19 protein-coding genes are annotated in these 23277 nt (G+C 71.4%); 14 read left to right on the top strand and 5 right to left on the bottom strand.

Annotated elements, in window-relative coordinates; all coding sequences use genetic code 11:
• Positions 1–16: 16 nt before the first annotated feature.
• The 4 genes from ABD817_RS35730 to ABD817_RS35715 all read left to right on the top strand — a co-directional run bounded on the left by ABD817_RS35730 (position 17) and on the right by ABD817_RS35715 (position 4352).
• Positions 17–1018 (top strand): MinD/ParA family ATP-binding protein, encoded by a 1002-nt coding sequence (locus ABD817_RS35730; protein WP_344922844.1) that lies wholly within the window; start codon positions 17–19, stop codon positions 1016–1018.
• The gene (locus ABD817_RS35725; RefSeq protein ID WP_344922843.1) at positions 1018–1776 is read left to right on the top strand and encodes a hypothetical protein; all 759 of its coding nucleotides are present in this window, start codon (positions 1018–1020) and stop codon (positions 1774–1776) included. Before ABD817_RS35730 ends, ABD817_RS35725 begins: the two co-directional genes overlap by 1 nt.
• A gap of 687 nt (positions 1777–2463) precedes the next feature.
• Positions 2464–3567 (top strand): hypothetical protein, encoded by a 1104-nt coding sequence (locus ABD817_RS35720; RefSeq protein WP_344922842.1) that lies wholly within the window; start codon positions 2464–2466, stop codon positions 3565–3567.
• 2 nt (positions 3568–3569) lie between these two features.
• Positions 3570–4352 (top strand): glycoside hydrolase family 16 protein, encoded by a 783-nt coding sequence (locus ABD817_RS35715; RefSeq protein ID WP_344922841.1) that lies wholly within the window; start codon positions 3570–3572, stop codon positions 4350–4352.
• A 171-nt stretch (positions 4353–4523) separates the two neighbouring features.
• Here ABD817_RS35715 and ABD817_RS35710 read toward each other — a convergent pair whose 3' ends face one another.
• Positions 4524–6275 (bottom strand): ABC transporter ATP-binding protein, encoded by a 1752-nt coding sequence (locus ABD817_RS35710; RefSeq protein ID WP_344922840.1) that lies wholly within the window; start codon positions 6273–6275, stop codon positions 4524–4526.
• A gap of 243 nt (positions 6276–6518) precedes the next feature.
• Positions 6519–7031, bottom strand: coding sequence for a GNAT family N-acetyltransferase (locus tag ABD817_RS35705; protein ID WP_344922839.1), 513 nt, complete (start codon positions 7029–7031; stop codon positions 6519–6521).
• 223 nt (positions 7032–7254) lie between these two features.
• Between ABD817_RS35705 and ABD817_RS35700 the strand changes: the two genes are divergently transcribed.
• The 3 genes from ABD817_RS35700 to ABD817_RS35690 all read left to right on the top strand — a co-directional run bounded on the left by ABD817_RS35700 (position 7255) and on the right by ABD817_RS35690 (position 11316).
• Positions 7255–8691 carry an LCP family protein gene (locus ABD817_RS35700; RefSeq protein WP_344922838.1) on the top strand — a complete coding sequence of 479 codons (1437 nt, stop codon included), beginning with the start codon at positions 7255–7257 and terminating at the stop codon, positions 8689–8691.
• Between the two features lie 243 nt (positions 8692–8934).
• Positions 8935–10266, top strand: a complete 1332-nt coding sequence (locus ABD817_RS35695) for a sensor histidine kinase (RefSeq protein WP_344922837.1) — start codon at positions 8935–8937, stop codon at positions 10264–10266.
• Between the two features lie 84 nt (positions 10267–10350).
• A complete protein-coding gene (locus tag ABD817_RS35690; protein WP_344922836.1) occupies positions 10351–11316 on the top strand; it encodes a GlxA family transcriptional regulator in 966 nt (321 codons plus the stop codon).
• A 96-nt stretch (positions 11317–11412) separates the two neighbouring features.
• Here ABD817_RS35690 and ABD817_RS35685 read toward each other — a convergent pair whose 3' ends face one another.
• Both ABD817_RS35685 and ABD817_RS35680 read right to left on the bottom strand, forming a co-directional pair.
• Positions 11413–12774 (bottom strand): ABC transporter substrate-binding protein, encoded by a 1362-nt coding sequence (locus tag ABD817_RS35685; protein WP_344922835.1) that lies wholly within the window; start codon positions 12772–12774, stop codon positions 11413–11415.
• A 203-nt stretch (positions 12775–12977) separates the two neighbouring features.
• Entirely contained in the window at positions 12978–14336 is a 1359-nt protein-coding gene (locus ABD817_RS35680) for an MFS transporter (protein WP_344922834.1), read from the bottom strand.
• A 235-nt stretch (positions 14337–14571) separates the two neighbouring features.
• Between ABD817_RS35680 and ABD817_RS35675 the strand changes: the two genes are divergently transcribed.
• Genes ABD817_RS35675 through ABD817_RS35655 form a run of 5 tightly spaced genes read left to right on the top strand, consistent with a single transcriptional unit; the run spans position 14572 to position 20002 of the window.
• Positions 14572–15531, top strand: coding sequence for a 3-oxoacyl-ACP synthase III family protein (locus ABD817_RS35675; RefSeq protein WP_344922833.1), 960 nt, complete (start codon positions 14572–14574; stop codon positions 15529–15531).
• Positions 15531–16262: a glycosyltransferase gene (locus tag ABD817_RS35670; RefSeq protein ID WP_344922832.1), complete on the top strand. Its 732-nt coding sequence runs from the start codon at positions 15531–15533 to the stop codon at positions 16260–16262. Before ABD817_RS35675 ends, ABD817_RS35670 begins: the two co-directional genes overlap by 1 nt.
• Complete coding sequence (locus ABD817_RS35665) at positions 16259–17389, top strand: cytochrome P450 (RefSeq protein ID WP_344922831.1); 1131 nt, start codon at positions 16259–16261, stop codon at positions 17387–17389. The genes ABD817_RS35670 and ABD817_RS35665 overlap by 4 nt, the downstream gene beginning before the upstream one ends.
• Complete coding sequence (locus tag ABD817_RS35660) at positions 17386–19050, top strand: class I adenylate-forming enzyme family protein (RefSeq protein ID WP_344922830.1); 1665 nt, start codon at positions 17386–17388, stop codon at positions 19048–19050. The genes ABD817_RS35665 and ABD817_RS35660 overlap by 4 nt, the downstream gene beginning before the upstream one ends.
• On the top strand, positions 19043–20002 hold the full coding sequence (locus ABD817_RS35655; RefSeq protein WP_344922829.1) for an NAD-dependent epimerase/dehydratase family protein: 960 nt from the start codon (positions 19043–19045) through the stop codon (positions 20000–20002). The genes ABD817_RS35660 and ABD817_RS35655 overlap by 8 nt, the downstream gene beginning before the upstream one ends.
• Here ABD817_RS35655 and ABD817_RS35650 read toward each other — a convergent pair.
• Positions 19960–20868 (bottom strand): hypothetical protein, encoded by a 909-nt coding sequence (locus tag ABD817_RS35650; RefSeq protein ID WP_344922828.1) that lies wholly within the window; start codon positions 20866–20868, stop codon positions 19960–19962. The genes ABD817_RS35655 and ABD817_RS35650 overlap by 43 nt on opposite strands.
• A gap of 228 nt (positions 20869–21096) precedes the next feature.
• On the opposite strand from ABD817_RS35650, the gene ABD817_RS35645 reads away from it, so the two are divergent.
• On the top strand, positions 21097–22482 hold the full coding sequence (locus ABD817_RS35645) for an LCP family protein (protein ID WP_344922827.1): 1386 nt from the start codon (positions 21097–21099) through the stop codon (positions 22480–22482).
• Positions 22483–22702: 220 nt separating this feature from the next.
• Positions 22703–23272, top strand: a complete 570-nt coding sequence (locus ABD817_RS35640) for a hypothetical protein (protein WP_344922826.1) — start codon at positions 22703–22705, stop codon at positions 23270–23272.
• Positions 23273–23277 lie beyond the last annotated feature (5 nt).

Raw genomic sequence — 23277 nt, 5'->3', positions numbered from 1 at the left:
AGAAAGGACCACGGCAGTGACGGATACCTCTCCCCACATCCACGCATCACCGCCCACTCCGCCGACCCCACCCGAACAGTTCCACGAAACGGTCCCGCTCACCGCGGAACACCTGCTCACCAACCGCCGCCCGGAACCCGCCGGGGGGTGGCGCCGTCTCGTCTGGCAGCTCTCCGGCAAGCGCATTATCCCCGCGGAGTCGGCGGCGGAGCTGGAACGGCGCACGCTGATGGCGCAGGCCCAGACCCCCGTCGCGAGCGGGCACCACCGGATCGCGGTCATGAGCCTCAAGGGCGGGGTCGGCAAGACCACGACGACCGTCGCCCTCGGCAACACGCTGGCCTCCCTGCGCGGTGACCGGGTGATCGCGATCGACGCCAACCCCGACCGCGGGACCCTCGGCATCAAGGTCAAGTCCGAGACGGCCGCGACCATCCGTACCATGCTCGCCGAGGCCCCCCACATCCTGCGCTACGCCGACGCGCGCGCCTTCACCTCCCAGTCGCCCGCCCGGCTGGAGGTCCTCGCCTCCGACACCGACCCGGCGGTGAGCGAGGCGTTCAACGCCGAGGACTACCGCACGGTCGCCGGGCTCATCGAGCGCTACTACTCCATCTGCATCACCGACTGCGGGACCGGCCTGCTCCACGGTGCGATGGGCGCGACGCTGGAGCTGGCCGACCAGATCGTGCTGGTCAGCCTGGTCGCGGTGGACGGGGCGAGTTCGGCCGCCGCGACGCTGGACTGGCTGACCGCCCACGGCCACGCCGACCTCGTCAAGAACGCCATCGTCGTGCTGAACGCCGTGGAACCCAAGACCGACGTGGACCTGGACCTGCTGGAGCGCCACTTCACCTCCCGCTGCCGCGCGGTGATCCGCATCCCCTACGACCCGCACCTCAAGGAGGGCGCCGAGGTGGACCTGGTCCGCCTCCGGCCCACCACCCGGGGCGCGTACCTCCGCCTCGCCGCGGCGGCCGGTCAGACCTTCGGGCAGCGCCCCGACCGGGGTCACTAGTGCGACCGGTCGCCGACGATCCCACGCTGGACTGGGATCTGGGCCCGCCGCCACGCGCCCGGCGGCGGATGCTCATCGTGGTCGTCTCGATCGTGGGGACGATCCTGCTGGCGGCCGGCGCGTGGCAGCTTCTCCGACCCGACCCCACCCCCGTGAACGCCTCCGCGCCGAAGGCCGTCGGGGACACCGTGCTGCTCGCCCCGCCCTCCGCCTACGAGGGCGCGGCCGGCTACCCCGTCGGGTTCCCCCGCACCGAGCTGGGCGCGGTCTCCGCCGCCGCCGCGGCGCTGGAGGCGGCGTGGACCCTGGACGCCGAACAGGCCGAGCAGGCGGCGGTGCTGTACGCACGGCCCGAGGAGCACGACGCGGCGCGGGCCGGTGCCCGCGAGGCCGTCGCGGGGTGGCGGGAGATCCTCGGCCTTCCCAAGGACGGGGCGCTCCCCGACGGGGCCGCCATGCGGACGCGGACGATCGGCGTCCAGTGGAAGGCCCGCGCCCAGGATCAGGTGCAGGTATCGGTCCTGGTCCAGGTGACCGCGACCAAGGGCGTCGGCGACACCGATCCAACCTATTCGAGCCCATACGCCATGAGCCTGCTCATGGTCTGGCAACCCGGCATGCGCGGTGCGAACCAGGGGGACTGGGTCAACGTCCCCGACCCCCTCGCCACCTCCGTGCCGCAGGTCGCCCTCCCGGGCACCCCGGAATTCACCGCCGCGGGCTGGAAACCCATCTCCGGCCCAGAGCCCACCCCATAGATCCAGGAAGAGCGATCAATGCCCCCACGCAGCTCGTCCCGGCGGGTCACCTTACTCTCCGGCCTTCTGCTGGCCGCGGTATCCGCGACGACAAGCGCGGTCATCGCCCAGCCGTGGGCCGCCGTGGCGGACCCCGGCGTGAGCTCCGGCTCATCGCCGCAGGAGTTCGCCGGTCCCCCCGCCGGACCTCCCCCCGCACAACAGGAGTTCCCCCCCGAGGACGGAAACCCCTCCCCGCCGGACGAGAACCCCCCATCGGACCGCGGCTCCCGCTCGGCACCGGACGAGAATCCACCCTCGGACAGCGGCTCCCGCTCCGGACCGGACCGGAACCGGCACACGGACAACGGCTCCCGCTCCGCGCCGAACCAGGACCCGCCCTCGGACCGCGGCTCCCGCTTGGCACCGGAGCGGGAGCCGCGCGCGGACCGCGGCTCCCGCTCCGGACCGGACAGGGCCCCGTCCCCCGACAGGAGAGGTAACCGCGCCCCCGAGACCGGCGACTCCCCTCCCGCGTCCCGCAACCGTCCCGGCGAGAGGAACACCGCGCCGCGCACGGAAGACGTTCCCGCCGAGCAGTTCTCCGCGCCCTCTCGGGAGAGAGGGGAGCGGGAGGCCGTACAGCCCAGGAAGGCGGTGCCGTCGGACCCTCCGTCCAGGAGGTCGCGTCCCGCCGAGAATCCGCCCGTGAACACCAGATCCGCCGAGGAGCCGTCGAGGCGATCCGAGCCGGCGCCTTCGAGGAACACCAGGCCCACCGACACGCCTCCGGAGAACGAGAGGAAGGCCCCCCCGGCGCCGCCGAAGAACGCGGCGCCCAACCCGGCGCCGTCCGGGAACACCAAGCCCACCACCGGCACGCCCCCGGCGGCCAAGAAGCCCGCTCCGGCACCGCCGAAGACGGCTCCCGTCCCGCTACCCACCCCGGTGCCGTCGGCGACGTCCACCGCGACGGCCACGGCGACGTCCGCCCCCGCCACCCCGGCGCCGTCGCCCAGCGCCACCTCGTCGTCCACGGCGAGCCCGGTGCCCACCTCGACCGGGACACCTCGACCGCCGACGGCGACACCGGCCCCCTCCGGTACGGCCACCAAGCCCGCGCCGACCCCGACCCCCACACCCCCCGCTCCCACCGCGACGGCACCGGCCACCCCCACCGCCACGGCAACCGCGACCCCCACCGCGACCGCCACCACCACGGCAACCCCCACCGCGACGGCGACCAAGCCGGCGCCGAGTGCCACCCCCACGCCCAAGCCCACCCGGTCGACGACCCCGAAGCCCACCACCCCGCCGAAGGGGACGCCGAAGCCCTCGGCGAGCCCGACCCCCACGTCCACCGCCACCCCCCCGCGCACCGGCCCGCCGCGCTGGGTGACCCACGCGCCCCGGCCCGCGCCCACGCGGACCGGCGTCTACGAGCCCTCGCTCCTGACCGAGCCGGTCCAGAACACCCGATCCCCGATGGCGGCCCCGTCCCCGGCGCCCTCGGCCCACACCGTCCTGCCGCTGCCCCCGCTCAGGCGCTCCACCTCCGACTTCTGTGAGCCGGCGGACATCGCCTCGTGCTGGAGCCTCGCGCCCTGGCGGGGCCGTACCGCGGAGTTCCCCGGCGTCCGGCTGATCGCCAACCAGGGGCCGGCGGGCGCGCCGCGCTGGGTGTTCGCGCCGCCCACCTCACCCGCCCAGCCGCCGCCGAACCCGACCGCGCCGTCGGTCCCCAGCCCGACGAGCACCGGCTGCTGGAGCTTCAGTCCCTCCACACTCTGCGCCAGATCCTGGGAGGAGTAGTCATGATCACCAGATCCCACGTGCGGGTGGCCGTACTCAGCATGGTGGCCGCGCTGACCGTGAGCACCCTCAGCGCGGCCCAGGGAGAGGTGGTCTCGGCGGCTCCCTGCGCCCCCGCCGCCACCGGCGAGGCCAGCGCCGCGCAAGCCCTCAACTGGGGCGCGCCGTCCTGGTGCGCGGAGTTCGACGACTACCTCGACGAGTCCGACTGGGTGTTCTACGACTCGGCCGGGCACGCCGGCAACGGCCGCCGCTCCCCGCAGCAGCTCTACCTCGGCAACGGGGCGCTCTACCTGTACGGCCGCGAGGACGGGACCACGGCCGGCCTGGCCGCCCGTCACGACCAGGCCTACGGGCGCTGGGAGACCCGCATCCGCCTGTACCCGGGCGCCGGGTCGTACCACCCCGTCGCCCTGCTGTGGCCGAAGGACGGCGGCGGCAACGTGCGGAGCTCCACCGGTGAGGAGATCGACTTCCTGGAGGTCATCGACGACCCGGAGAGGCAGCGCCCGAACTTCTTCCTGCACACCCCCCAGGGGCAGGAGCAGGCCCACGCCAACATCGACATGACCACCTGGCACACCTACGCCGTGGAGGTCACTCCCAGCAGTGTCGTCGGCTACATCGACGGGCAGGAGTGGTTCCGCTCCGGCAACGCCACCAGGAGCTCGATGTCGGTCTGCCTGCAGCTGGACTGGTTCCCCGGCCAGGGCAGCTCCGGAGAGGCGTGGATGGAGGTGGACTGGCTCCGCATCTACCCGTCCTCGACGGGCACCGCGGGCTGAACCCACCCCGTAGGACAGGTAGGACAGGAGGGGGCGGGACCCGTCACGGGTCCCGCCCCCTCTTCGTGTCTCAGGCCCTCCGAGTCGTTCCCGCGCCCCGGTCCCCGGCCCGACCGGTCCGACGAGCTCCACACGCTCCGGGGCCAAGCTCGGGGACCGGCCCCCGGAGGCTCAGGCGAGCTGGGCGCCCTGCAGCCCGGCGTAGGCGCCGCGCAGCCGCATCAGTTCCTCGTGGGTGCCCACCTCCTCGATCCCGCCGTCGCGCATGACCACGATGCGGTCGGCCCCCCGGATGGTCGACAACCTGTGGGCGACGACGAGGACCGTACGCCCGGCGACCAGGCGGGTCAGCGCCTCCTGGATGAGCGCCTCGGAGCGGGTGTCCAGGGCGGAGGTGGCCTCGTCCAGGATCAGCACGCGCGGGTCGCGGATCAGGGCGCGGGCGATGGCCAGACGCTGGCGCTGCCCGCCCGACAGGCGGGCGCCCCGCTCCCCGACGACCGTGTCGAGGCCGTCGGGGAGCCTGTCGATGAACTCCAGCGCGTTGGCGTCCTGGAGCGCCCGCCGCACCCGGTCCTCGGGAACGTCGGCCATGCCGTAGGTGACGTTCTCCCTGATACTGCCCTCGAACAGGATCGACTCCTGCGGCACGACGGACAGGAACCTGCGGTAGGTCCGCAGGTCCAGCGTCTCCATGTCGCGCCCGTCCAGCAGGATCCGGCCCGAGGTGGGCCGCAGGAAGCCGATGACGAGGTTGAGCACGGTCGACTTGCCCGCTCCGGAGGGGCCGACCAGCGCGATCGTCTCGCCGGGGGTCACCGTGAGGTCGAAGCCCGTGATCGCGGTCTCCTCGCCGTAGGAGAACCCGACGTCGCGGAACTCGACCTCGCCGCGGACGGAGGCGACCTCCTCCTTGCCCGCGTTGTGCTCCAGGTCGGGCGCCTGGAGGACCTCGCCGATGGAGCGTACGGACGCCAGCCCCTTGCTGATCATCGGGGTGAGGGTGAGCAGGGAGGTGACGGCGGCGGTGAGGGTGGCGAAGAAGCTGGTGAGCATGACCACGTCGCCCGCCGTGATGGGGATGACCTGGTAGTAGGCGACGAGCGCGGAACCGGTGAGGAAGGCGACGCCGAGCGCGTTGAGCAGGATCCAGGCCAGCGCGCCGAAGCTGCCGTTGAGCAGGTCGAGCCGCAGTCCCTTGCGCAGCACCTTGGTCAGCGTGCCGTCGACGCGGTGCAGGGCGTCCTGCTCCAGGCCGTGCGCGCGGGTGATCGGGATGAGCGTGGTCATCTCGCTGACCCGGCTGGACAGCTGCTCGACCTCGCGGCGGAAGCTCTCGTTGTCGTCGCGCAGCCGGGTGCGCATCCGCATCACGAGCAGGGCCGCGGCGGGTACGACCACCAGGAAGACGGGGATCGCGGCGGGCACCTGCACGGCGATCACCACCAGGCCCCCGGCCAGCATGGTGAGCGCGGACAGTCCCATGTCGGCCGCCTGCTGGCTGGTCTGCTCCACACTCTCGACGTCCCGGATGACCTTGGTCTGGAGCACGGCGGCGCTGACCCGCGCGTGGTAGCCGATGGAGAGCTGCTGCATGCGGCGGCAGAGCGCGGAACGCAGGTTCGTCCCCATCCGGCGGATGGCACCGTGCAGGCAGCGGACGTAGAGCAGGTGCAGGGGGTAGTTGAGGAGCAGCAGGACGAGCAGCACGCCCGCGTTGACCCACAGGTGGGCGATCGGGGCGCGGGTGACCACGATGTCGACGACGTTGGCGGTGATCAGCGGCAACAGCCAGGTCGGGCTGTGCTTGACCAGGAAGGCGAAGACCGCCACGAGCAGCCTGAGGCGGTCCTCCCGGAAAAGGTAGGCGAGCGTGCGGATTGGATGCTCACCGCGATAGCGGTGATCGAGAGCGCCAACCACAAATCCCCCAAGTAGTGGTAAATCTCCGGCAATCCTCTCGTACGGAGATTTCGCGCGCGTGACGCCCCCGGGTGAATCGGCTCGTGGCATCCACCTCGGGACCGCTTCCCGGCACGGGCCGTTCGCCCCGGCCCGGCCGCCCGGCGGCCGTGGACCACCCGGCACGGCCATTCAGCACGCACCGCCCGACGCGGACCACTCGGCACGCACCACCCTCGGCACACACCACCCGACGCGGGACGTTCAGCCCGTGGCGGCGGGAAGCCTCGCCTCCAGGAGCTGGCCCGGCCAGTCGCCGACCGTGAAGCGCTCGGTCCTGGTGAAGCCCTGGCTCTCGTAGTACGCCACCAACCGGCCGTCGCCACCGGCGTAGCAGTCGACCCGCACCAGCCCGATCCCCAGCCCGGCGGCCTCCGCGCGGGCGCGCTCCAGCAGGGCTGCCCCGACCCCTCGGCCGTGGAACCTCCGGTCGACGACCAGCCCCCTGACGTAGAGCTCCGGCTCGGACGCGGGAGTGACGTAGGGCATCGCGGGCCCCACGACCAGGCAGCCCGCGGGCCGGCCGTCGAGTTCGGCGACGCGCATCCCGCCGGACGTCGCCCACGAGGTGATCCGCTCGACGCGGGCCGCGTCGGTGGAGAACGGCTCGCTGCCCCACTGGCCGGTGCGGCCCAGGGAGGTCAGCCACGCCACCGCGCCGTCGAACATCGCCAGGACGGCCGGTACGTCGCCGAGATGCCCGTCACGGATAATCACCGGCGGATCGTAACAGGGCACGCGTTCCACCCGGGACATGTCAGTACCGAATCCACCACACCCGGAGACCGGGACACGTCAGTACCGAATCCACCACACCCGGAGACCGGGACATGTCCGCACCGGATCCACCACACCGGGAGATCAGTAAACTCGGCGACGGCCGGAGTACGGCTCCTCGGTCACGGGTCCACGCCGTGGCCGCTTCCCCCCCGGGAGTCACGTGAGCAGCGGGTTGATCGACGCATTCCCCAAACCGCCCACCGAGCCGCCTCCGGGCCAGCCCGGCCGGCGCTCGTCCCGGCCGCGCCGCAGGTGGCTGTGGTGGCTGGTGGCAGCCGTCACCGCCGTGGTGCTCGTGGCGGCGGGGACGGTGGCCGGGGCGTACGTCAAGCTGACCGGCAACGTCAAGCACGTCGAGGTCTCCGCGGAGGACCTCGGGCGGCGCCCGGCCAAGGCCGCGGGCAAGGCGCTGAACGTCCTGGTCGTCGGCTCGGACCAGCGGGGCGGCAAGAACGCGAGGTACGGCCGGGTGGCGGGCGAGCGGACCGACACGATCATGCTCGCGCACATCTCGCCGAAGCGGGACAACGCGATGGTCATCAGCTTCCCGCGCGACTCGATGGTCCAGCTTCCGGCCTGCCGGGCCAGGCAGGGGCTGCCCGGCCAGCAACCGCACGTGGGCATGATCAACGAGTCGTTCAACTCCGGTGGCATCACCTGTACCTGGAAGACCGTCGAGTCGCTCACCGGTATCCACATCGACCACTTCGTGAAGGTCGACTTCACCGGCTTCAAGGGCATGGTCGACGCGGTCGGCGGCGTGGAGATCTGCGTACCCGAGGCGATCGACGACAAGAAGGCGCTGCTCCACCTGGCCGCCGGACGCCAGAACCTCGGGGGCGAACAGGCCCTGGGCTACGTCCGGGCCCGCTACAGCCTGGGCGACGGCTCGGACATCGGGCGCATCCAGCGCCAGCAGATGTTCATCGCCTCCATGGTCAAGAAGGTCATGAGCGGCGAGACGCTCACCGACCCCACCCGGCTGTTCGGCTTCCTCGACGCGGCGACGAAGTCGGTCACCACCGACCCCGGCCTCACCCCGGGCGTCATGCGGGACCTGGCGACCAGCGCCCAGGGGCTCGCCGCGGGGCAGATCCACTTCATCACCACCCCGTGGCGCTACTCGCTGGTCCACCCGGGCCGGGTGGAATGGGTCCAGCCGCAGAGCGGCAAGCTGTTCGAAATCGTCGCGACGGACCGGGCGATCACCGGCTCCGGGGTCAAGGGCGGTCAGACCAGGGTGCCCCGGTCGAAGATCCAGGTCGAGGTGCGCAACGGGACCATGCGGTCCGGCCTGGCCACCCTGGTGGCCGTCCAGCTGGAGGAGCGCGGCTACCACGTCGCCAGGATCGGCGACGCGTCGCGCAAGCCGTACCCGACGACCACGATCGCCTACTCGCCGAACGGCGCCGCCAAGGCGCCCACCCTCAGCCGCGACCTGCTCGCCTCCAGGCCGCTGCCCGTCCGCCGGGCGACCACCGGCAGGCTCGTCCTGACGATCGGCGACGACTGGAAGGGCCTGAAGCCGCTTCCCCGCGGCGACACCGAGAGCCTGAAGGGTTTCGACGCGACCCACGACTCGTGCACCGGCGCCTGACCGTCCCCGCCGGGGAATGATCGGCCTGCCGTCGAGGGGCCGGAACCGCGACGGTGCCCTCCCGGCCCCTGCCGGGAGGAACCATTGCCCTTCGCCGCCGAACGGGCGTGAGAACTTGGCCGGATTTTGCCTGTCGATTAATACCGACCACCTATAAATAGTAAAAAGCGGGCTTTTGAGAAAGAAACGCCGCTTTTCAGGGGGGTATCTGTATTGCGACGTCCGCGGTCGATCCGGGGTCGGGTGACGCTCATCGCGATCATCGTGTTCGCCTTGGCGCTGGGGATGGGCGCGTTCGCGACGTGGCAGGTCGTGGAGAACAGGCTGACGACCGACCTCGTCAGCGCGGCGGCCGTGGCGGCGAGGAAGACGAGTCTGGACATCGGGAAGGGCCCGGCGAACATCATCGTCCTCCCGATCAATCGCATCAACCGCATCCAGGTCGTCGCGAACGACGGCCGGGTGGTCGCCGCCAGCCCCGCCATGCTCGGAATGCCGCCGATCACCCGAATGCGTCCGGCGGACGGCGACATGCGCGTGGACGGGACGGCGTGCCTGGGATCGCTGCTGGAACGGGCGTGCTACATCACCGTGGGTTTCCGGATGGCCCACAGCGTCTACGGCGACGTCATGGTCTACGCGGCGGTGCCGGAACCCCCGTCGCTCCGCACCAATTTCCTTGAGATCACGCTGGCGCTCTTCTCCTCGGGGCTTCTCGCGCTGCTCGGCTGGGGCACCTGGCATCTCGCCGGCCGTACGCTCGCGCCGGTGGAGCGGATCCGCACCGAGATGGCCGAGATCACCGCCTCCGACCTCAGCCGCCGGATGCCCGTCCCCGCCACCGAGGACGAGATGGCGCAGCTCACCGAGACCATCAACGCCACCCTCGAAAGGCTGGAGCACGCCGTGGAGAACCAGCGCCGCTTCGCCTCCGACGCCTCCCACGAACTGCGCACCCCCCTGACCGGGCTGCGCACCAAGCTCGAACTTGCGATCTTCGATCCGGAGTCGGAGAACCCGCTGGAGACGATGCGTTCCGCGCTGGCGGACGCGGAACGGCTCCAGGTCCTCATCGAGGACCTGCTGCTGCTCGCCCGCCTCGACGCCGGCGTACGGGGCCCGCCGGAGCCGATCGACCTCGCCGAGCTGGTCGTCTCCGAGGTGGAGCGCAGGCCGTCCCGGCACGAGGTGCTGCTGAAGCTCGACCCCGGCGTGGTGGTACGGGGCAGCAGGGTCCAGCTGGGCCGGCTGCTGACCAACCTGCTGGCCAACGCCGACCGGCACGCGGTGAGCGAGGTGCGCGTCCAGGTCCGGGGCGAGCGGGACGAGGCCGTGCTGGAGGTCACCGACGACGGGCTCGGCATCCCGGCGGGAGAGCGGGAGCGGGTCTTCCAGCGGTTCACCCGCCTGGACTCGGCGCGCAGCCGCGACGCCGGGGGAACCGGCCTGGGCCTGCCCATCGCCAGGGACATCGCCATGGCGCACCGCGGCCGGCTCTACGCCGCCGACAGCACCACCGGCCGCGGCGCCCGGCTCGTCCTCCGCCTGCCGCTCTCGACCTCGGCCCGCACCTGACCTCACCTCGTGCCGTGTCTGGAGGACGGGCGGAAGGCGCCCCGGCCAAGATGGCCCGCACCTTCCCTATGTGAGAATCGGGTCATGCACAGGATCGTCATGCTCGCCATGGACGGTGTGATCCCCTTCGAGCTGGGCATCCCGCCGCGGATCTTCGGCGGTGCCAGGAGCCCGGATGGCAAGCCGCTCTACGAGGTGCTCACCTGCACCGTCGACGGCGCCCCCGTACGCACCGACGCCGACTTCACGATCACGGTGGAACACGGGGCCGAGGCCCTGGAGAGCGCGGACACCGTGGTGATCCCGGCCACCCACACCCTCGGCACGACCTCCACCGAGGGACGGCTCCCCGAGTCCCTGGCCGGCGCGATCGCGCGCATCCGGCCGGGCACCCGCCTGGTCTCGATCTGCACCGCCGCCTACGTGCTCGCGGCGGCCGGGCTGCTCGACGGCCGTCCCGCGACCACCCACTGGAAGCACACCGAGCACTTCCAGAACACGTTCCCCCTGGTCAAGGTCAACCCTGATGTGCTGTTCGTGGACGACGGGGACGTGCTCACCTCGGCCGGGGTGGCCGCCGGGGTCGACCTCTGCCTGCACATCGTCCGGCGCGACCACGGCACCGAGGTGGCCAACCGCGTGGCCAGGCGGTGCGTCGTCCCGCCGTGGCGCGACGGCGGCCAGGCCCAGTTCATCGAGCGCCCGATTCCCGCCCCGACCGCCGCGACGACCGCCCCGACCAGGGCCTGGGCGCTGGAACGGCTGCACGAGCCGCTTCCCCTCAGCGAGCTGGCCGCCCACGCCCGGATGAGCCGCCGCACCTTCACCCGGCGCTTCCGCGACGAGATGGGCCTCAGCCCGGGGCAGTGGCTCATCCTGCAGCGGGTCGAGCTGGCCCGGCGACTCCTGGAGACCAGCGACCTGCCGGTGGACGGCGTCGCCCTGCGGTCGGGGTTCGGCACCGCCGCCTCGCTCCGCCAGCATCTGCAGGTGGCCATCGGCGTCTCGCCGATGGCCTACCGGCGCACCTTCCGGCCCGTGGACGCCTGATCCGGCCTGGCGCCCCGGCGAGAGGAAGCGGTCACCGGCCGGGGCCGTTCGAGCCGGACGGAGCCGCTCGAAGCCAGGCGGGACCGGACGGGGTCGTCACTGGCCGCGGGACCACTCCTTCTGCAGGAGGTCGGCCGCCTTCCTCGCGGTGGTCCGGCCGTGGGCGACATCGAGGATGGCGTCGCCCTCCGCGCGCTCCAGGAAGGCCTCGTCGGGGACGTTCAGTGAACCGCCGTCCCTGACGAGCTCCTGGATCGCGGCGTAGCCGTCCTTGCCCTCCGAGGTGGCGAAGACGGACGATTCCATCCGGAAGTCCTCGCGCGCGGGAACCAGCGCCAGGTCTCCGGCCCATTCGGCGACACCGTCGCCCGCGGTCAGGAACTCGATCAGCGTGGCCGCCTCGGCCACGTGCTTGGAGCTCTTGGGGACGGCAAGGCCCACCTCGGCCGTACTGCGGACGGCGTGCTCGGCACCCGGCAGGATGGTCGGGAAGGGCCCGGCACCGACCTTCTTGACGGAGACCTTCGCGGTCTCGCGGTAGGACGCCGACAGCATCGGGCTCCGGCCCGAGCCGTCCACCAGGAACAGGGCCTTGCCGGAGCGGAAAAGCTCGGCCGGGCGGTCGCCCTTGAGGGTGAGTGCCGATTTCGCCAGCACCCCCCGGTCGAACAGCGACCCGTAGGCGGTCAGGGCCGAGACCATCTCGGGGCCGTTCCACGGCTTGCCGCCGGTCAGCAAGTCGTCGGAGAGGGTCGGGTGGGTCTGACCCGCGATGGTGAACAGCAACTCCTCCTGCTTGCGCGGCTCGCCGGAGAAGACGACCGGCTGGAGGCCGGGGATCTCCTTCTTGACCCGCATGACGACGGACTCCAGATCGGCGGCCGTCTCGGGGAAGGAGAGCCCGAGCTCGGACAGGAGATTGACGTTGTAGTACATGACCGCGCCACCGCTGGAACCCATCGGGACGGAGTAGAGCGTGCCGCCCTTGGCGGCCTTCTCCGTCTGCTTCACCGCGTTCTCGTCGAGCTCGTCGACCCAGCCGCCGGAGACCTTGTCCTTCCACTCGTCGACCGGGCGGAGCCGGTTCGCGACCGAGCGGGTCATCGTCGGGATCGGGAGGCCGACGACGTCGAGCGCCTCGTCACCGGCTAGCGCCTCGGGCAGCCGCTCGCGGTAGTCGGCCTCGCCGAAGGTGCGCAGCTCGACCTCGATACCGGGGTTCGCCCGCTCGAACGCGGTGATCGCCCTCGTCAGCGCGGCCTCGGGCAGGGAGGAGGTCCAGTACTTCAGCGTGACGGGTCCCGCCGGCTTCTCGGGCTTCTTCGTCCGCTCACCGGCCTCGGGGACGGCCTGCTCGACCGGCCGTCCGTCGGCCGATCCGCCCGTGCCGCAGGCGGTCAGTCCGAGGGCGAGAGCGGCGGTGGTGGTCACGGCGAGCGCACGAGCTGTACCACGCATGCATACCTCCAGCAGAATCACGGTGCGGGTGACGGTGTCCAGCCCGGCAGGTCGATCACGGTCAATCCGATCGATCACGAAAAATGATCTTATGTGCTCCTCTGCCGCGACAGGGGACCGTCAAACTCCCGGCGGAGCCGTGCTTCTCAGCCCGGAGTGGCGCTCGGTCCGGAGCGGTGCTCAGCCCGGAGTGGTGCTCAACCTCAGTCCGGAGTGGTACTCAACGGCTCGGCGATGTCCTCCAGGCCCTTGCCCTCGGCCTTGACCCCAAGGAAGAGCTCCACCACCCCGGCGGCGATCATGAGAGCCGCGCCGATACAGAAAGCCAGCGCGGTGTCACCGGGCCTGCCGCTCTCGACGAGGTTGGCGAAGACCAGCGGCCCGGACACGCCGCCGACGAAGGTGCCGATCGCGTAGAAGAACGCGATGGCCATGGCCCGGGTCTCCATCGGGAAGATCTCGCTGACGGTCAGGTACGCCGAACTCGCCCCCGCGGAGGCGAAGAAGAGCACGACACACCAGCAGGCGGTGAGCGTGACCGCGGTCAGCACCCCCTGGTTGAACAGCCAGGCCGTACCGAGGAGGAGCACCCCCGAGCCGATGTAGGTACCGGAGATCATGGGGATGCGGCCGACCGTGTCGAAGAGCCGCCCGAGCAGGAGCGGGCCGAGGAAGTTGCCGACCGCGATGACGGCGAAGTAGTAGCCGGTCTCGGTCTTGATGCCGAAGAAGGTCGACAGGATCTGCGCGTACCCGAAGGTGATGGCGTTGTAGAGGAACGCCTGGCCGATGAAGAGCGACAGGCCGAGGACCGTGCGCTTGGGGTAGCGGGCGACCATGGTGTGCGCGATCTTGCCGAACCCGATGGACTTGCGCTGGTGGATGGTCATCGACCGCGAGGGCTCGTCGAGCTTCACGCCCTTCTCGCGCTCGATCCGCTTCTCCACCCCGTCGACCAGCCCCTCGGCCTCCTCGTCACGGCCGTGGATGAACAGCCAGCGTGGGCTCTCCGGCACGTGCCTGCGCACCAGCAGGATGGCCAGGCCGAGCACCACGCCCATACCGAACGCGACGCGCCAGCCGATGTTCAGCGGCAGGTTGTTGAGCAGCGGCACGGTCAGCAGCGCGCCGCCCGCGGCGCCGAGCCAGAAGCTGCCGTTGATGATGATGTCGATCCTGCCCCGGTGGCGGCTCGGGATGAGCTCGTCGATGGCCGAGTTGATGGCGGCGTACTCGCCGCCGATGCCGAACCCGGTGAGGAACCGGAACAGGAAGAACCACCAGGCGGAGAACGAGAACGCCGTCGCGGCGGTGGCGACCAGGTAGACGACCATCGTGATGATGAACATCTTCTTGCGGCCGAACCTGTCGGTGAGCCAGCCGAAGAACAGTGCCCCCAGGCACGCTCCGGCCACGTAGAGGGCGGCGGCGGTACCCGCGACCTGGGTCTGGGTGATCGCCAGACCGCTGCCCTCCTTCGCCAGCTGGGCGGAGAGGTTTCCGACGATCGTCACTTCGAGGCCGTCGAGGATCCAGACGGTGCCGAGTCCGATGACGACCATCCAGTGCCATCGTGACCATGGCAACCGGTCCAACCGCGCGGGGACCTTCGTGGTCACCGGCCCTGTTCGCACGTCGCTCATGGCGGCACCCGCTACCCCTTCACGACCGGCCTATACCGAAGTGAGTCTCCCCCCTCTCATCTGCCCCCGGAGTCCTCATGCGACCAGGACAAACCACCAGGTTTTAGATACATTGCGCGAGCATGGGGAGACTTGACGCTGTTTAGGGAGATCAATGAAAGCCCGGATCACGGGCGTCGCGACGTATCTGCCGGAGCGGACCGTTTCCAGCACGGACGTCGAACGGCGGATCGAGGGCTACGTGCCCCACAGAGGCGTCGTCGAGCGGCTGACGGGAATCCGGCGTCGCCACGTGGCCCGCGATGACCAGCAGGCGTCGGACCTGGCCGCGGCGGCGGCCCGCGACCTCGACCACTCCGACGTCGACCTGCTCGTCTTCGCGTCGGCCTCGCAGGACATGGTCGAGCCCGCCACCGCGCACATCGTGGCGGCCAAACTGGGACTCTCGTGCCCGGTCTTCGACGTCAAGAACGCCTGCAACAGCATGCTCAACGGCATCCAGATCGCCGAGGCGCTCATCCTGACCGGCGCGCACCGCAAGGTGCTGGTCTGCTCGGGCGAGATCCCGTCGCGGGCGATCCGGTGGCGGGTCAGGGACCGCGCGCAGTTCGTCGACTCCTTCGCGGGCTACACGCTGTCGGACACTGGGGCCGCGGTCACCGTCGCCGCCGATGTGGAACGTGGCATTTTCTACCGCGACTTCGCGGCCGACTCCACGGCCTGGGCGGTCGGCACCCTGCCCGGAGGCGGTTCCGCGCACCCCCGCGACCCCGAGTACTCCTACTTCCGCGGCGACGGGCGCCGCCTGAAGGAGTCCTTCGAGGCGGTCGGCCCGGACATCTTCCTCAACGCTCTCAAACGGACCGGCCTGACCTGGGAGGACTTCGCCATCGTCGCGGTGCACCAGGTGGCGCTGCCCTACCTGCGCTTCCTCGCCCAGGTGCTCGGCATCCCCGACGACAGGCTCGTGGTCAGCCTGCCCGAGCACGGCAACTGCGCCTCGACGACGCTGCCGCTCCAGCTCGCGCTGGGCGGCTGGCGGCCGGGCGACCGGGTGGCGCTGCTCGGGCTGGGCGGCGGGATCAGCACCGGTGTGATGCTGGCGGAGATGTGATGGACCTCTGGGTGATCGTTCCCGCCTACAACGAGGCTCCCGGCATCGAGGCGACGTTGAGGGCGCTGGCCGAGCAGGACGACCGGGACTTCACGCTGCTCGTGGTGGACAACGCGAGCACCGACGGCACCGCCGAGGTCGTACGGCGGCACGGCGTCCAGGTGGTCGCCGAGACCAGGAAGGGCACGGGCGCCGCCTCCGACACCGGCATGCGCCACGCCATCGCGCACGGGGCGACCCATCTGGCCAGGACCGACGCGGACTGCCTGCCCCGCCCCGACTGGGTGCGCAACATCCGGCGGGCCTTCGGCGACGGGCTGGAGATGGTCGGCGGGCAGCTGCGGCCCAGGACCGACGAGTTCCGGCTGAAGTTCTGGGAGCGCCATCTCATCCCGTTCGTGGTGGAGGTGGCGGCGACCTTCGGGCGCTTCCGGCCGGGCAACAGGGACCCGCGCTACCGGGGCCCGTACGTGATGATGCCCGGCGCCACCCTGGCCATCACCGCTGACCTCTACGAGCGCGCGGGCGGCTTCCCCAGGACCGCGATCGAGGAGGTCCACGAGGACCGCGCCCTGGTCAACCGGGTCCGCGTCCTCACCCCCGCGTACGCCTCGCGCCGCGACGTGGTGGTCTTCGGCTCCGTGCGCAGGCTGCGGGCGTACGGCCTCGCGGGCACCCTCGCCTGGTACGCCGACCACCACTACCGGCCCGAGGTGATCGACGTCCGGTGAACCACGAGACCCGCCTCCACCTGGCCGCCCACCCCTTCGCCTACCCGCTCATGCGACTGCTGGCCCGCCTCGGGCCGGTGGTGCGCGTCCCCGGGCTGGGGGTGGTGGTCAACGACGCCACCGTCGCGCGGGCCGTCCTGATGGACGAGCGGTTCCGCAAGGACGGCCCCGGCTCGCCCGGCGACCTGTGGACGCCCGTGCTCGGCCCCTCCGTGCTGCTCAACATGGAGGGACCCGGCCATCTCGCGCTCCGCAGGAAACTGATGCCGCTGTTCACCACCGGGTACGTGTCCGCGCTGGTGGACGACGTCCTTCGCGGGCCGCTCGACGACCTCTCCGCGCGCCTGGGGCGGGGCGAGACGGTCGACCTGGTGGACGCCATGCGGCTGATGGCCGGGGCGGTGATCTGCCGGGTGATCGGGCTGGGCGAGGTCTCCGAGGCGCGGGCCAGGGAGCTGTTCGCGGACGGGGAGCGGGTCGTCTCGATGGTCTCGCTGCGCTCGCGGCGGCTGTCGGACCGGCAGGTGGCCGTCGCGAGGCGGGTGCTGGACCGGATCGGGGACATCGCGCAGGCCGCCTACGAGACCGGGGACGAGTCCACGGTCATGGGCCGGATGCGGGCGCAGGGACTGTCCGTGGCCGAGGCCAGGGGCGCGGCCGGGGCGTTCTTCCTGACCGGTACCGAGACCGTCGCCACGTTCGTCCCCCGGCTCGTCGCCCTCCTGCACGACCACCGCACCCCGGCCGGCGACCTGGACAGGGTCATCGAGGAGGCCATGCGGGTCACCACGCCGACCCCGCTGATGCTGCGTTCGGTGGCCGTCGCCGCGCGCGTCGGCGGCACGGCGGTGCGCCCCGGCGACCGGGTGCTGATCGTCACCCACAACTGCGCCAGGGCGTACGGCCCCTTCGACCCCTCCCGCGCGCACCCGCCCGAGCTGCGGAGGCTCTGGTTCGGCGCGGGCCCGCACTTCTGCATCGGCTACCCGCTGGCCCTGGCGGAGATCCGGGCGGTGGCCTCCGTCCTGCTCTCCCACCGGGTGCGCGTCGTACGGCGACGCGCGGCCAGGCGGGTCCTCATCCCCACCTACGAGCACCTGTGGATCGACCGGGCCGGTGCCGCGTGAACGACATCGTCAGCGGGATCATGGAGGTCGCCGGGCGGGAGCCGGGGCGCACCGCCATCGTCGACGGCCGGGGTCGCGAGATCACCTACGGCGAGCTGGCCCGCCGGGTGACGGCGGTCCGCGACGCGATGAGCGGACCACGGCCGGAGAACGGAACGCGACCGGAGGACGAAGCGCGGCCGGAAGACGGGATGCGGCCGGAAAGCGAGACGCGTCCGAAAACCGGGATGCGTCCGGGGGACGGTGTGCTCTTCGCGGTGCGGCCCGGGGTGGACGCGGTGACGCTGGCGCTGGGGGCGGTGGCGGCGGGCGGGACGCTCGTCCTCGCGGATCCCGGCCTGGCGCCCGACGTGCTCGCGGCCCGCATGGCCGCGACCCGGCCCGCGTGGGTGGTCAGCGAGTCCATGCTCTACACCCTGAGCGGCCCGCTCAAGGGCCTGGCCCGTCGCCGGGGTCTGCTCCTGCCCGACCTCGCGGACCCGCTTCCCGGCCACCCCGTCCGCCACCTGTACACGGGCCCGTGGCTGCCCGGAGTCCCCCGGGGGGCGCTACGGCTCTCCCGGATCCTCCGATCGTCCGGCGCCCCCTCCGTCCCGGCGGGCCGGAAAACCGGTCCGGGGGTCGGGCAGGAGACCAGTCGGGAGGCGTACGGGATCAACCCGGACCGACCAGCCACGGTTCGGGAGACGTACGGGACCGACCCGGACCAACCAGCGGCGGTGATCTTCACCTCGGGGACCACGGCGCGCCCGCGAGGGGTGGTGCACACCCGAAGGTCGCTCGCGGCCGGGCTGGAGATGTTCAGGAGCGCGTTCCCGCTGGGCCCCGGTGACGTCGTGCACACCGACCAGCTGATGCTCGGACTCCCCGCCCTGCTGGCCGGGGCGACCTGGTCCCTGCCCGGGGGCGGTGACCTCGCCGCGGAACTCGCCGCGCGGCGGGCCACCCACACCTTCGCCGTGCCGGTGCACCTGGACAGGCTGCTGCGCGAGACCCCCAGGCTTCCCGGAACCCTCCGCTACCTCCTGCTCGGTGCCGCCCCCGCCCCGCCGGGCGTGCTCCGCCGCGCGATCGAGGCCGGGCCCGAGGTCCTGTCGGTCTACGCGATGACCGAGGCGCTCCCCATCGCGATCGCGTCCGCCCGGGAGAAACTGGCTCACTCCGAGGGGGATCTGCTCGGGGCGCCCTTGCCCGGCGTCGGCGTCCGGGTCGCCGAGGACGGTGAGCTGTTCGTCTCCGGCCCCCACCTCGCGCGGTGCTATCTGGGTGAGGAGCCGCTGCGGGAGGTCGCCACCGGTGACCTGGTCCGGCTCGAAGGGGACCGGCTGGTGCTGCTCGGCCGGAAGAAGGACATGATCCTCCGAGACGGGGTCAACATCTACCCCGGCCTGTACGAATCCGGCATCGCGGCGCTGCCCGGGGTGGCCGAGGCCGCGATCGTCGGGCTCTCCGACCCCGAGACCGGGGACGAGGAGGTCGTGCTGGCCGTCGTTCCCGAGGACGGCTACGACGAGGGCCTGCTGCGCAAGGCGCTTCCCGAGATCGTGGACGCCGCGGCCCTCCCCGACCGGATCGAACCGCTCGACGCCTTCCCCCGTTCGGGACGGGCCGACAAGCTCGACCGGGCCGCCCTGCGGGACCTGGTCTCCCGCCGTGCCTGAACGACCCGCCGGGGCGGGCCCGCGAAGGCCGAGGGTCGCGGTGACGGGCGCCTCCGGATTCGTGGGGGGCGCGGTCTGCCGGGCGGCCGTGGCGCGGGGCTGGACGGTGTGGGCCTTCGGCAGGCGCCCCCGCGTGGACGGCGGGCACGTCGGCGGCGCCCCGTACACGTCGTGGGACCTTCTCGGCCCCCGGCCCGTGACGTTCGCGGGGAAGGTCGACGTGGTGATCCACTGCGCCGGGAGCGTCACGGACTGGGGGCCGCCGCGCGACATCTGGGCCGCCAACGTGGACGGCACCCGCAACGCCGCCGCCGCCTTTCCCGGCGCCAGGTTCGTGCACGTCAGCACGGCGAGCGTCTACGACCCGTTCCGGCCGACCGTGATGGCCTCCGAGGAGGCCGCCCCGGTCGGGCGGTACGTCAACGCGTACGGCGCCTCGAAGGCCGCCGCGGAGAGGTGCCTGGAGCGGGCGGTCATCCTGCGTCCGCACGCGGTCTACGGCAGGGGGGACACCACGCTGCTTCCCCGGGTCCTCGGCGCGGTCAGGGGCGGCAGGCTGCTCGCGGTGGGCGACGGGCGGCAGCGGATCAGCCTGACCTCGGTGGACAACCTGGTCCAGGCCTGCCTGCTCGCCGCCGAGGGCCCGGTCGACCACGGCGTCTTCAACGTGACCGACGCCGAACCCGTCGTGCTCGACGACGCCCTGCGCGCGATCCTCGGGGAACGCGGCATCGACGCCGAACCGTACTACCTGCCGCTCACGCTGGTGGACCCCCTCGCCGCCGTCGCCGAGACCGTGTCACGGCTGTTCCGGCGCCCGCGCCCGCCCCGGCTGACGCGCTACGCCGCGGGCCACCTGGCCGTCGAGCGGACCCTCGACATCACCGCCGCGCGCACCCGGCTCGGCTATCACCCCTCGGGGACGTCCTTCGGGGGCTCCGCGGACTGGTGAGGGCCGGCCTCGAACGCCGCCGCCGCGAGCCTGGAACGGATGCGCCTGCCCCTGACGACGAAGGCCGCCGCCGCCACGATCAGGCCCAGCGCGAAGAGCACGCGCAGGCTGTCCCTCAGGAAGGCGGTCAGCGCGTCGAATATCGCGACCACGGCGGCGTACGACAGGCCGGTGACGGAATCGGGCAGGTAGACGTTGCGGATCGCGGACATCGCGATCGCCAGCGCGAGCATGCTCGCGGCCAGGCCGAGTCCGGCGCCGATCAGGGCGGCACACCGGTCGCGGATCAGGAACACCCCCGCGGCGATCAGGGCCGGTGACAGGATGATCAGGACCCACCTCAGCGAGATCAGCTTGTCGTAGATCCCGTCGATCATGACGATGGCGGATTTGGGCAGCAACAGGGTGACGGGGTGCGTCTTGGGCAGGTGCGAGGCGGCCCCCAGACCGGCGACCTGCAATCTCCGCTTGACCAGCTCGTACACCGGGGCGAGGTCGTAGCCGACCCCCTCGCCCTGCACGCTGAGATTCGGGGTGTGGCCCAGGACCGCGAGGAGGCGGCGGTGCGTCAGCCGGTTGATCTCCACCCAGGCGACGGCGAAGTCCTCGTCGACGCCGTTCTTCACCGTCTCGCGGATGATCTCGCCGCCGACCGAGATGCCCAGCCCGCGTAGCCGCACCATGATCTCGTCGGTGACGCGATCCGTGACGGCGTTCCTGACGGCCGGGTGAGCGGACAGCGGAGTCACGTTCCGGATGTAGCGGTTGGGGTCGGCGATCTCGTTCGCCGCCCAGTAGGCGGTGAGGGCGAAGGGAGCAAGGAGGCATCCGAGCGCGATCAAAATCGAACCGATCACTGTACGCACGGGGCCCCCTAACCGCTTTACCTGGGAATCCCCGCGTTTGCCTGGCAAAACCGGTTACGGGATCTTTTTGACGCGAACTTGGAGATCAGTGTCATCCAGACGGCGAAATCTGGTTTACAAACCTTGACCCACCACCCCCAGCGCGTCGAACAACCACATAGCCGATTCAACCGAAAACCGTTACTAACCTGCGACGTATTGGGCTGACGGACGGGAGATTTCACGGTTATGGCCGGCAATACGGGGCGAACAGGCGTCGGATCGAGCCTGGCACTGACACTGGGTTCAGCCGTTCTGTGGGGCCTGGCCCACCTCTGGACGGGCCGCCGTCTGACCGGCGCCTTCCTGATGGGCCTTGAGGTGATCCTCGCCGTAGCCGCCGCGACCGCCGTACTGACCGCAGGGCCCTCCCTGCTCTCCCTCGCCGTACAACCCGCCTGGCTCTGGGTCTTCGCGCTCACCGCGATGCTGGTCGCCGCCGTGACGGTCGCCGTGGTCATCCGCTCCTACCTGCTGGTACGGCCGGAGTCGGCGCCTCCCGCGGCCCGATACCTCTCGGCCGCCTCCGTCGGCGTGCTGTGCGTGCTGATGATCGCTCCGATGATCTACGCGGCCCGGCTGGCCTACGTCTCCCACAACGTGGTGACCTCGGTGTTCGCCGAAAGCGTCACGCCGATCCCGGTGGACCCGTGGGAGGGCATGGACCGGCTCAACATCCTGCTCGTCGGCGCGGACGCGGCGGCCAACCGGGTCGGTGTACGCACCGACAGCATGACCGTGGCCAGCGTCGACACCCGGACCGGCGACACCGTGCTGTTCGGCCTGCCCAGGAACCTGGAGGACGTCCCGATGCCGCCCGGCCCGGCCCGCGACCGCTTTCCCTACGGCTTCCAGGGCGAGGGGCCGTACACACCGGGCATGCTCAACGAGATCTACCAGTACGCCGAGGACTACCCCGAGATGGTCCCCCGGCAGGGCAAGCGGCACCGCGGCCCCGCGCTCCTGAAAAGGACGATCGGCGGCATCCTCGGCCTCCACATTCCCTATTACGCGATGGTCGACATGAGGGGCTTCGTGGAAATCGTCGACGCGATGGGCGGCGTACGGGTCCGCATCAAGGATCCCATCGTGTACGGCAGGCAGAACGAGGGCCTGATCGAGGCGGGAAAGCGGAAACTCACGGGCGAGGAGGCGCTCTGGTACGGCAGGTCCCGCACCTACAGCGACGACTACGTGCGGATGGGCCGCCAGAAGTGCCTGCTGAACGCCGTCGCCAAGCAGGCCGACCCGGTGACGGTTTTCAAAAGCTTCGAGAAACTGGCCACCGCCGCCGTCGACGCCATATCCACCGACATACCACGGCAATTACTGCCCGACCTGATCGAACTTGCGGAAAAGGTGAAGGACTCCAGAATCAGGAGCCTCCAGTTCGTCCCCCCGCTCATCTACTCGGGGGCGCCCGACTACCACCTGATCAGGCATGAGGTCATCGCCACCCTGGCGGCGCCGCCCGCCCCGCCCCGCTCCGTGCCCGCCGTACAGGCCGGGGACCGGGGGAACGCGGACGAGGGCGTCGAGACGAACGCCGTCATCCTCGACTCCGCCTGCCACTGACAAACCGACACCCCGGCGGACCGGTTGAGCCGGTGAATCGACAGATCGACGAACCGGCGGACCGACAGATCAACGGACCGGCGAACCGGCATACCGACGAACCGGGAGCCGATGGACCAGCGAACGACATGCCCGGCACGTCCGGCGCGTTGAGAAGCCCCCACGAGGGCCGGAATGCTGTTATGGAGTGATTACTTAGCGTCACCATGGAGGTTCGAGGATGAAACGTCACCTGGCGAGCGTGGGCCTGCTCACCGCAATCGCCGCAATCACCGCACCCGCGCTCGGATGGCCGACCGCCTGGGCCGATCCGGTCCCCTCGGTCTCCATCTCCCTCGACGACGGGGCGAGGGAGACCGCTCCCGGCGCGGAGAACACGTACACGCTCCGTCTCAGCAACCAGGGGACCGCCCGGCTGAAGCGCGTCCTCCTGGTGCAGTCCCTGCCACCGTCGATGACCTTCGTGAAGGCCGACGCCGGGGGGCATATGGAGCAGGGCAAGGTGGCGTGGACGGTGAACATCCCGCCCGAGAAGGACACCATCGTCCACCTGAGCGCCCGGGTGGGCGCGGTGGCGGGGGCCGCGGTGCAGAACCTGGCGTCGACGGCCTGCGCCCGTAGGAGCGCCACCGGCCCCGTGCTGGTCTGTGCCACGGACATCAACACCGTGACCCCGCCGGAGGAGACGGCCGGTTGGGTCCTGCCCGTCTCGCTGGCCTCCGCCGCCGTCGCGGGGCTGGCCACCACCGCGCTCCTGCTCCGTCGCCGTCGCCGGGGCCAACCGGTCTGATCCGG

The sequence above is a fragment of the Streptosporangium oxazolinicum genome (assembly GCF_039537505.1).
GTDB classification, from domain to species: domain Bacteria; phylum Actinomycetota; class Actinomycetes; order Streptosporangiales; family Streptosporangiaceae; genus Streptosporangium; species Streptosporangium oxazolinicum.
Note: the sequence above shows the minus strand (reverse complement) of the source record. Positions and strands in the feature narration are given on the sequence as shown.

Bases quoted from the DNA above. Each gene is read 5' to 3' on its own strand.
- ABD817_RS35715 (WP_344922841.1), top strand. From the start codon at position 3,570: ATGATCACCAGATCCCACGTGCGGGTGGCCGTACTCAGCATGGTGGCC.
- ABD817_RS35690 (WP_344922836.1), top strand. From the start codon at position 10,351: ATGCACAGGATCGTCATGCTCGCCATGGACGGTGTGATCCCCTTCGAG.
- ABD817_RS35685 (WP_344922835.1), bottom strand. From the start codon at position 12,774: ATGCGTGGTACAGCTCGTGCGCTCGCCGTGACCACCACCGCCGCTCTC.
- ABD817_RS35680 (WP_344922834.1), bottom strand. From the start codon at position 14,336: ATGGTCGTCATCGGACTCGGCACCGTCTGGATCCTCGACGGCCTCGAA.
- ABD817_RS35675 (WP_344922833.1), top strand. From the start codon at position 14,572: ATGAAAGCCCGGATCACGGGCGTCGCGACGTATCTGCCGGAGCGGACC.
- ABD817_RS35670 (WP_344922832.1), top strand. From the start codon at position 15,531: ATGGACCTCTGGGTGATCGTTCCCGCCTACAACGAGGCTCCCGGCATC.
- ABD817_RS35645 (WP_344922827.1), top strand. From the start codon at position 21,097: ATGGCCGGCAATACGGGGCGAACAGGCGTCGGATCGAGCCTGGCACTG.
- ABD817_RS35640 (WP_344922826.1), top strand. From the start codon at position 22,703: ATGAAACGTCACCTGGCGAGCGTGGGCCTGCTCACCGCAATCGCCGCA.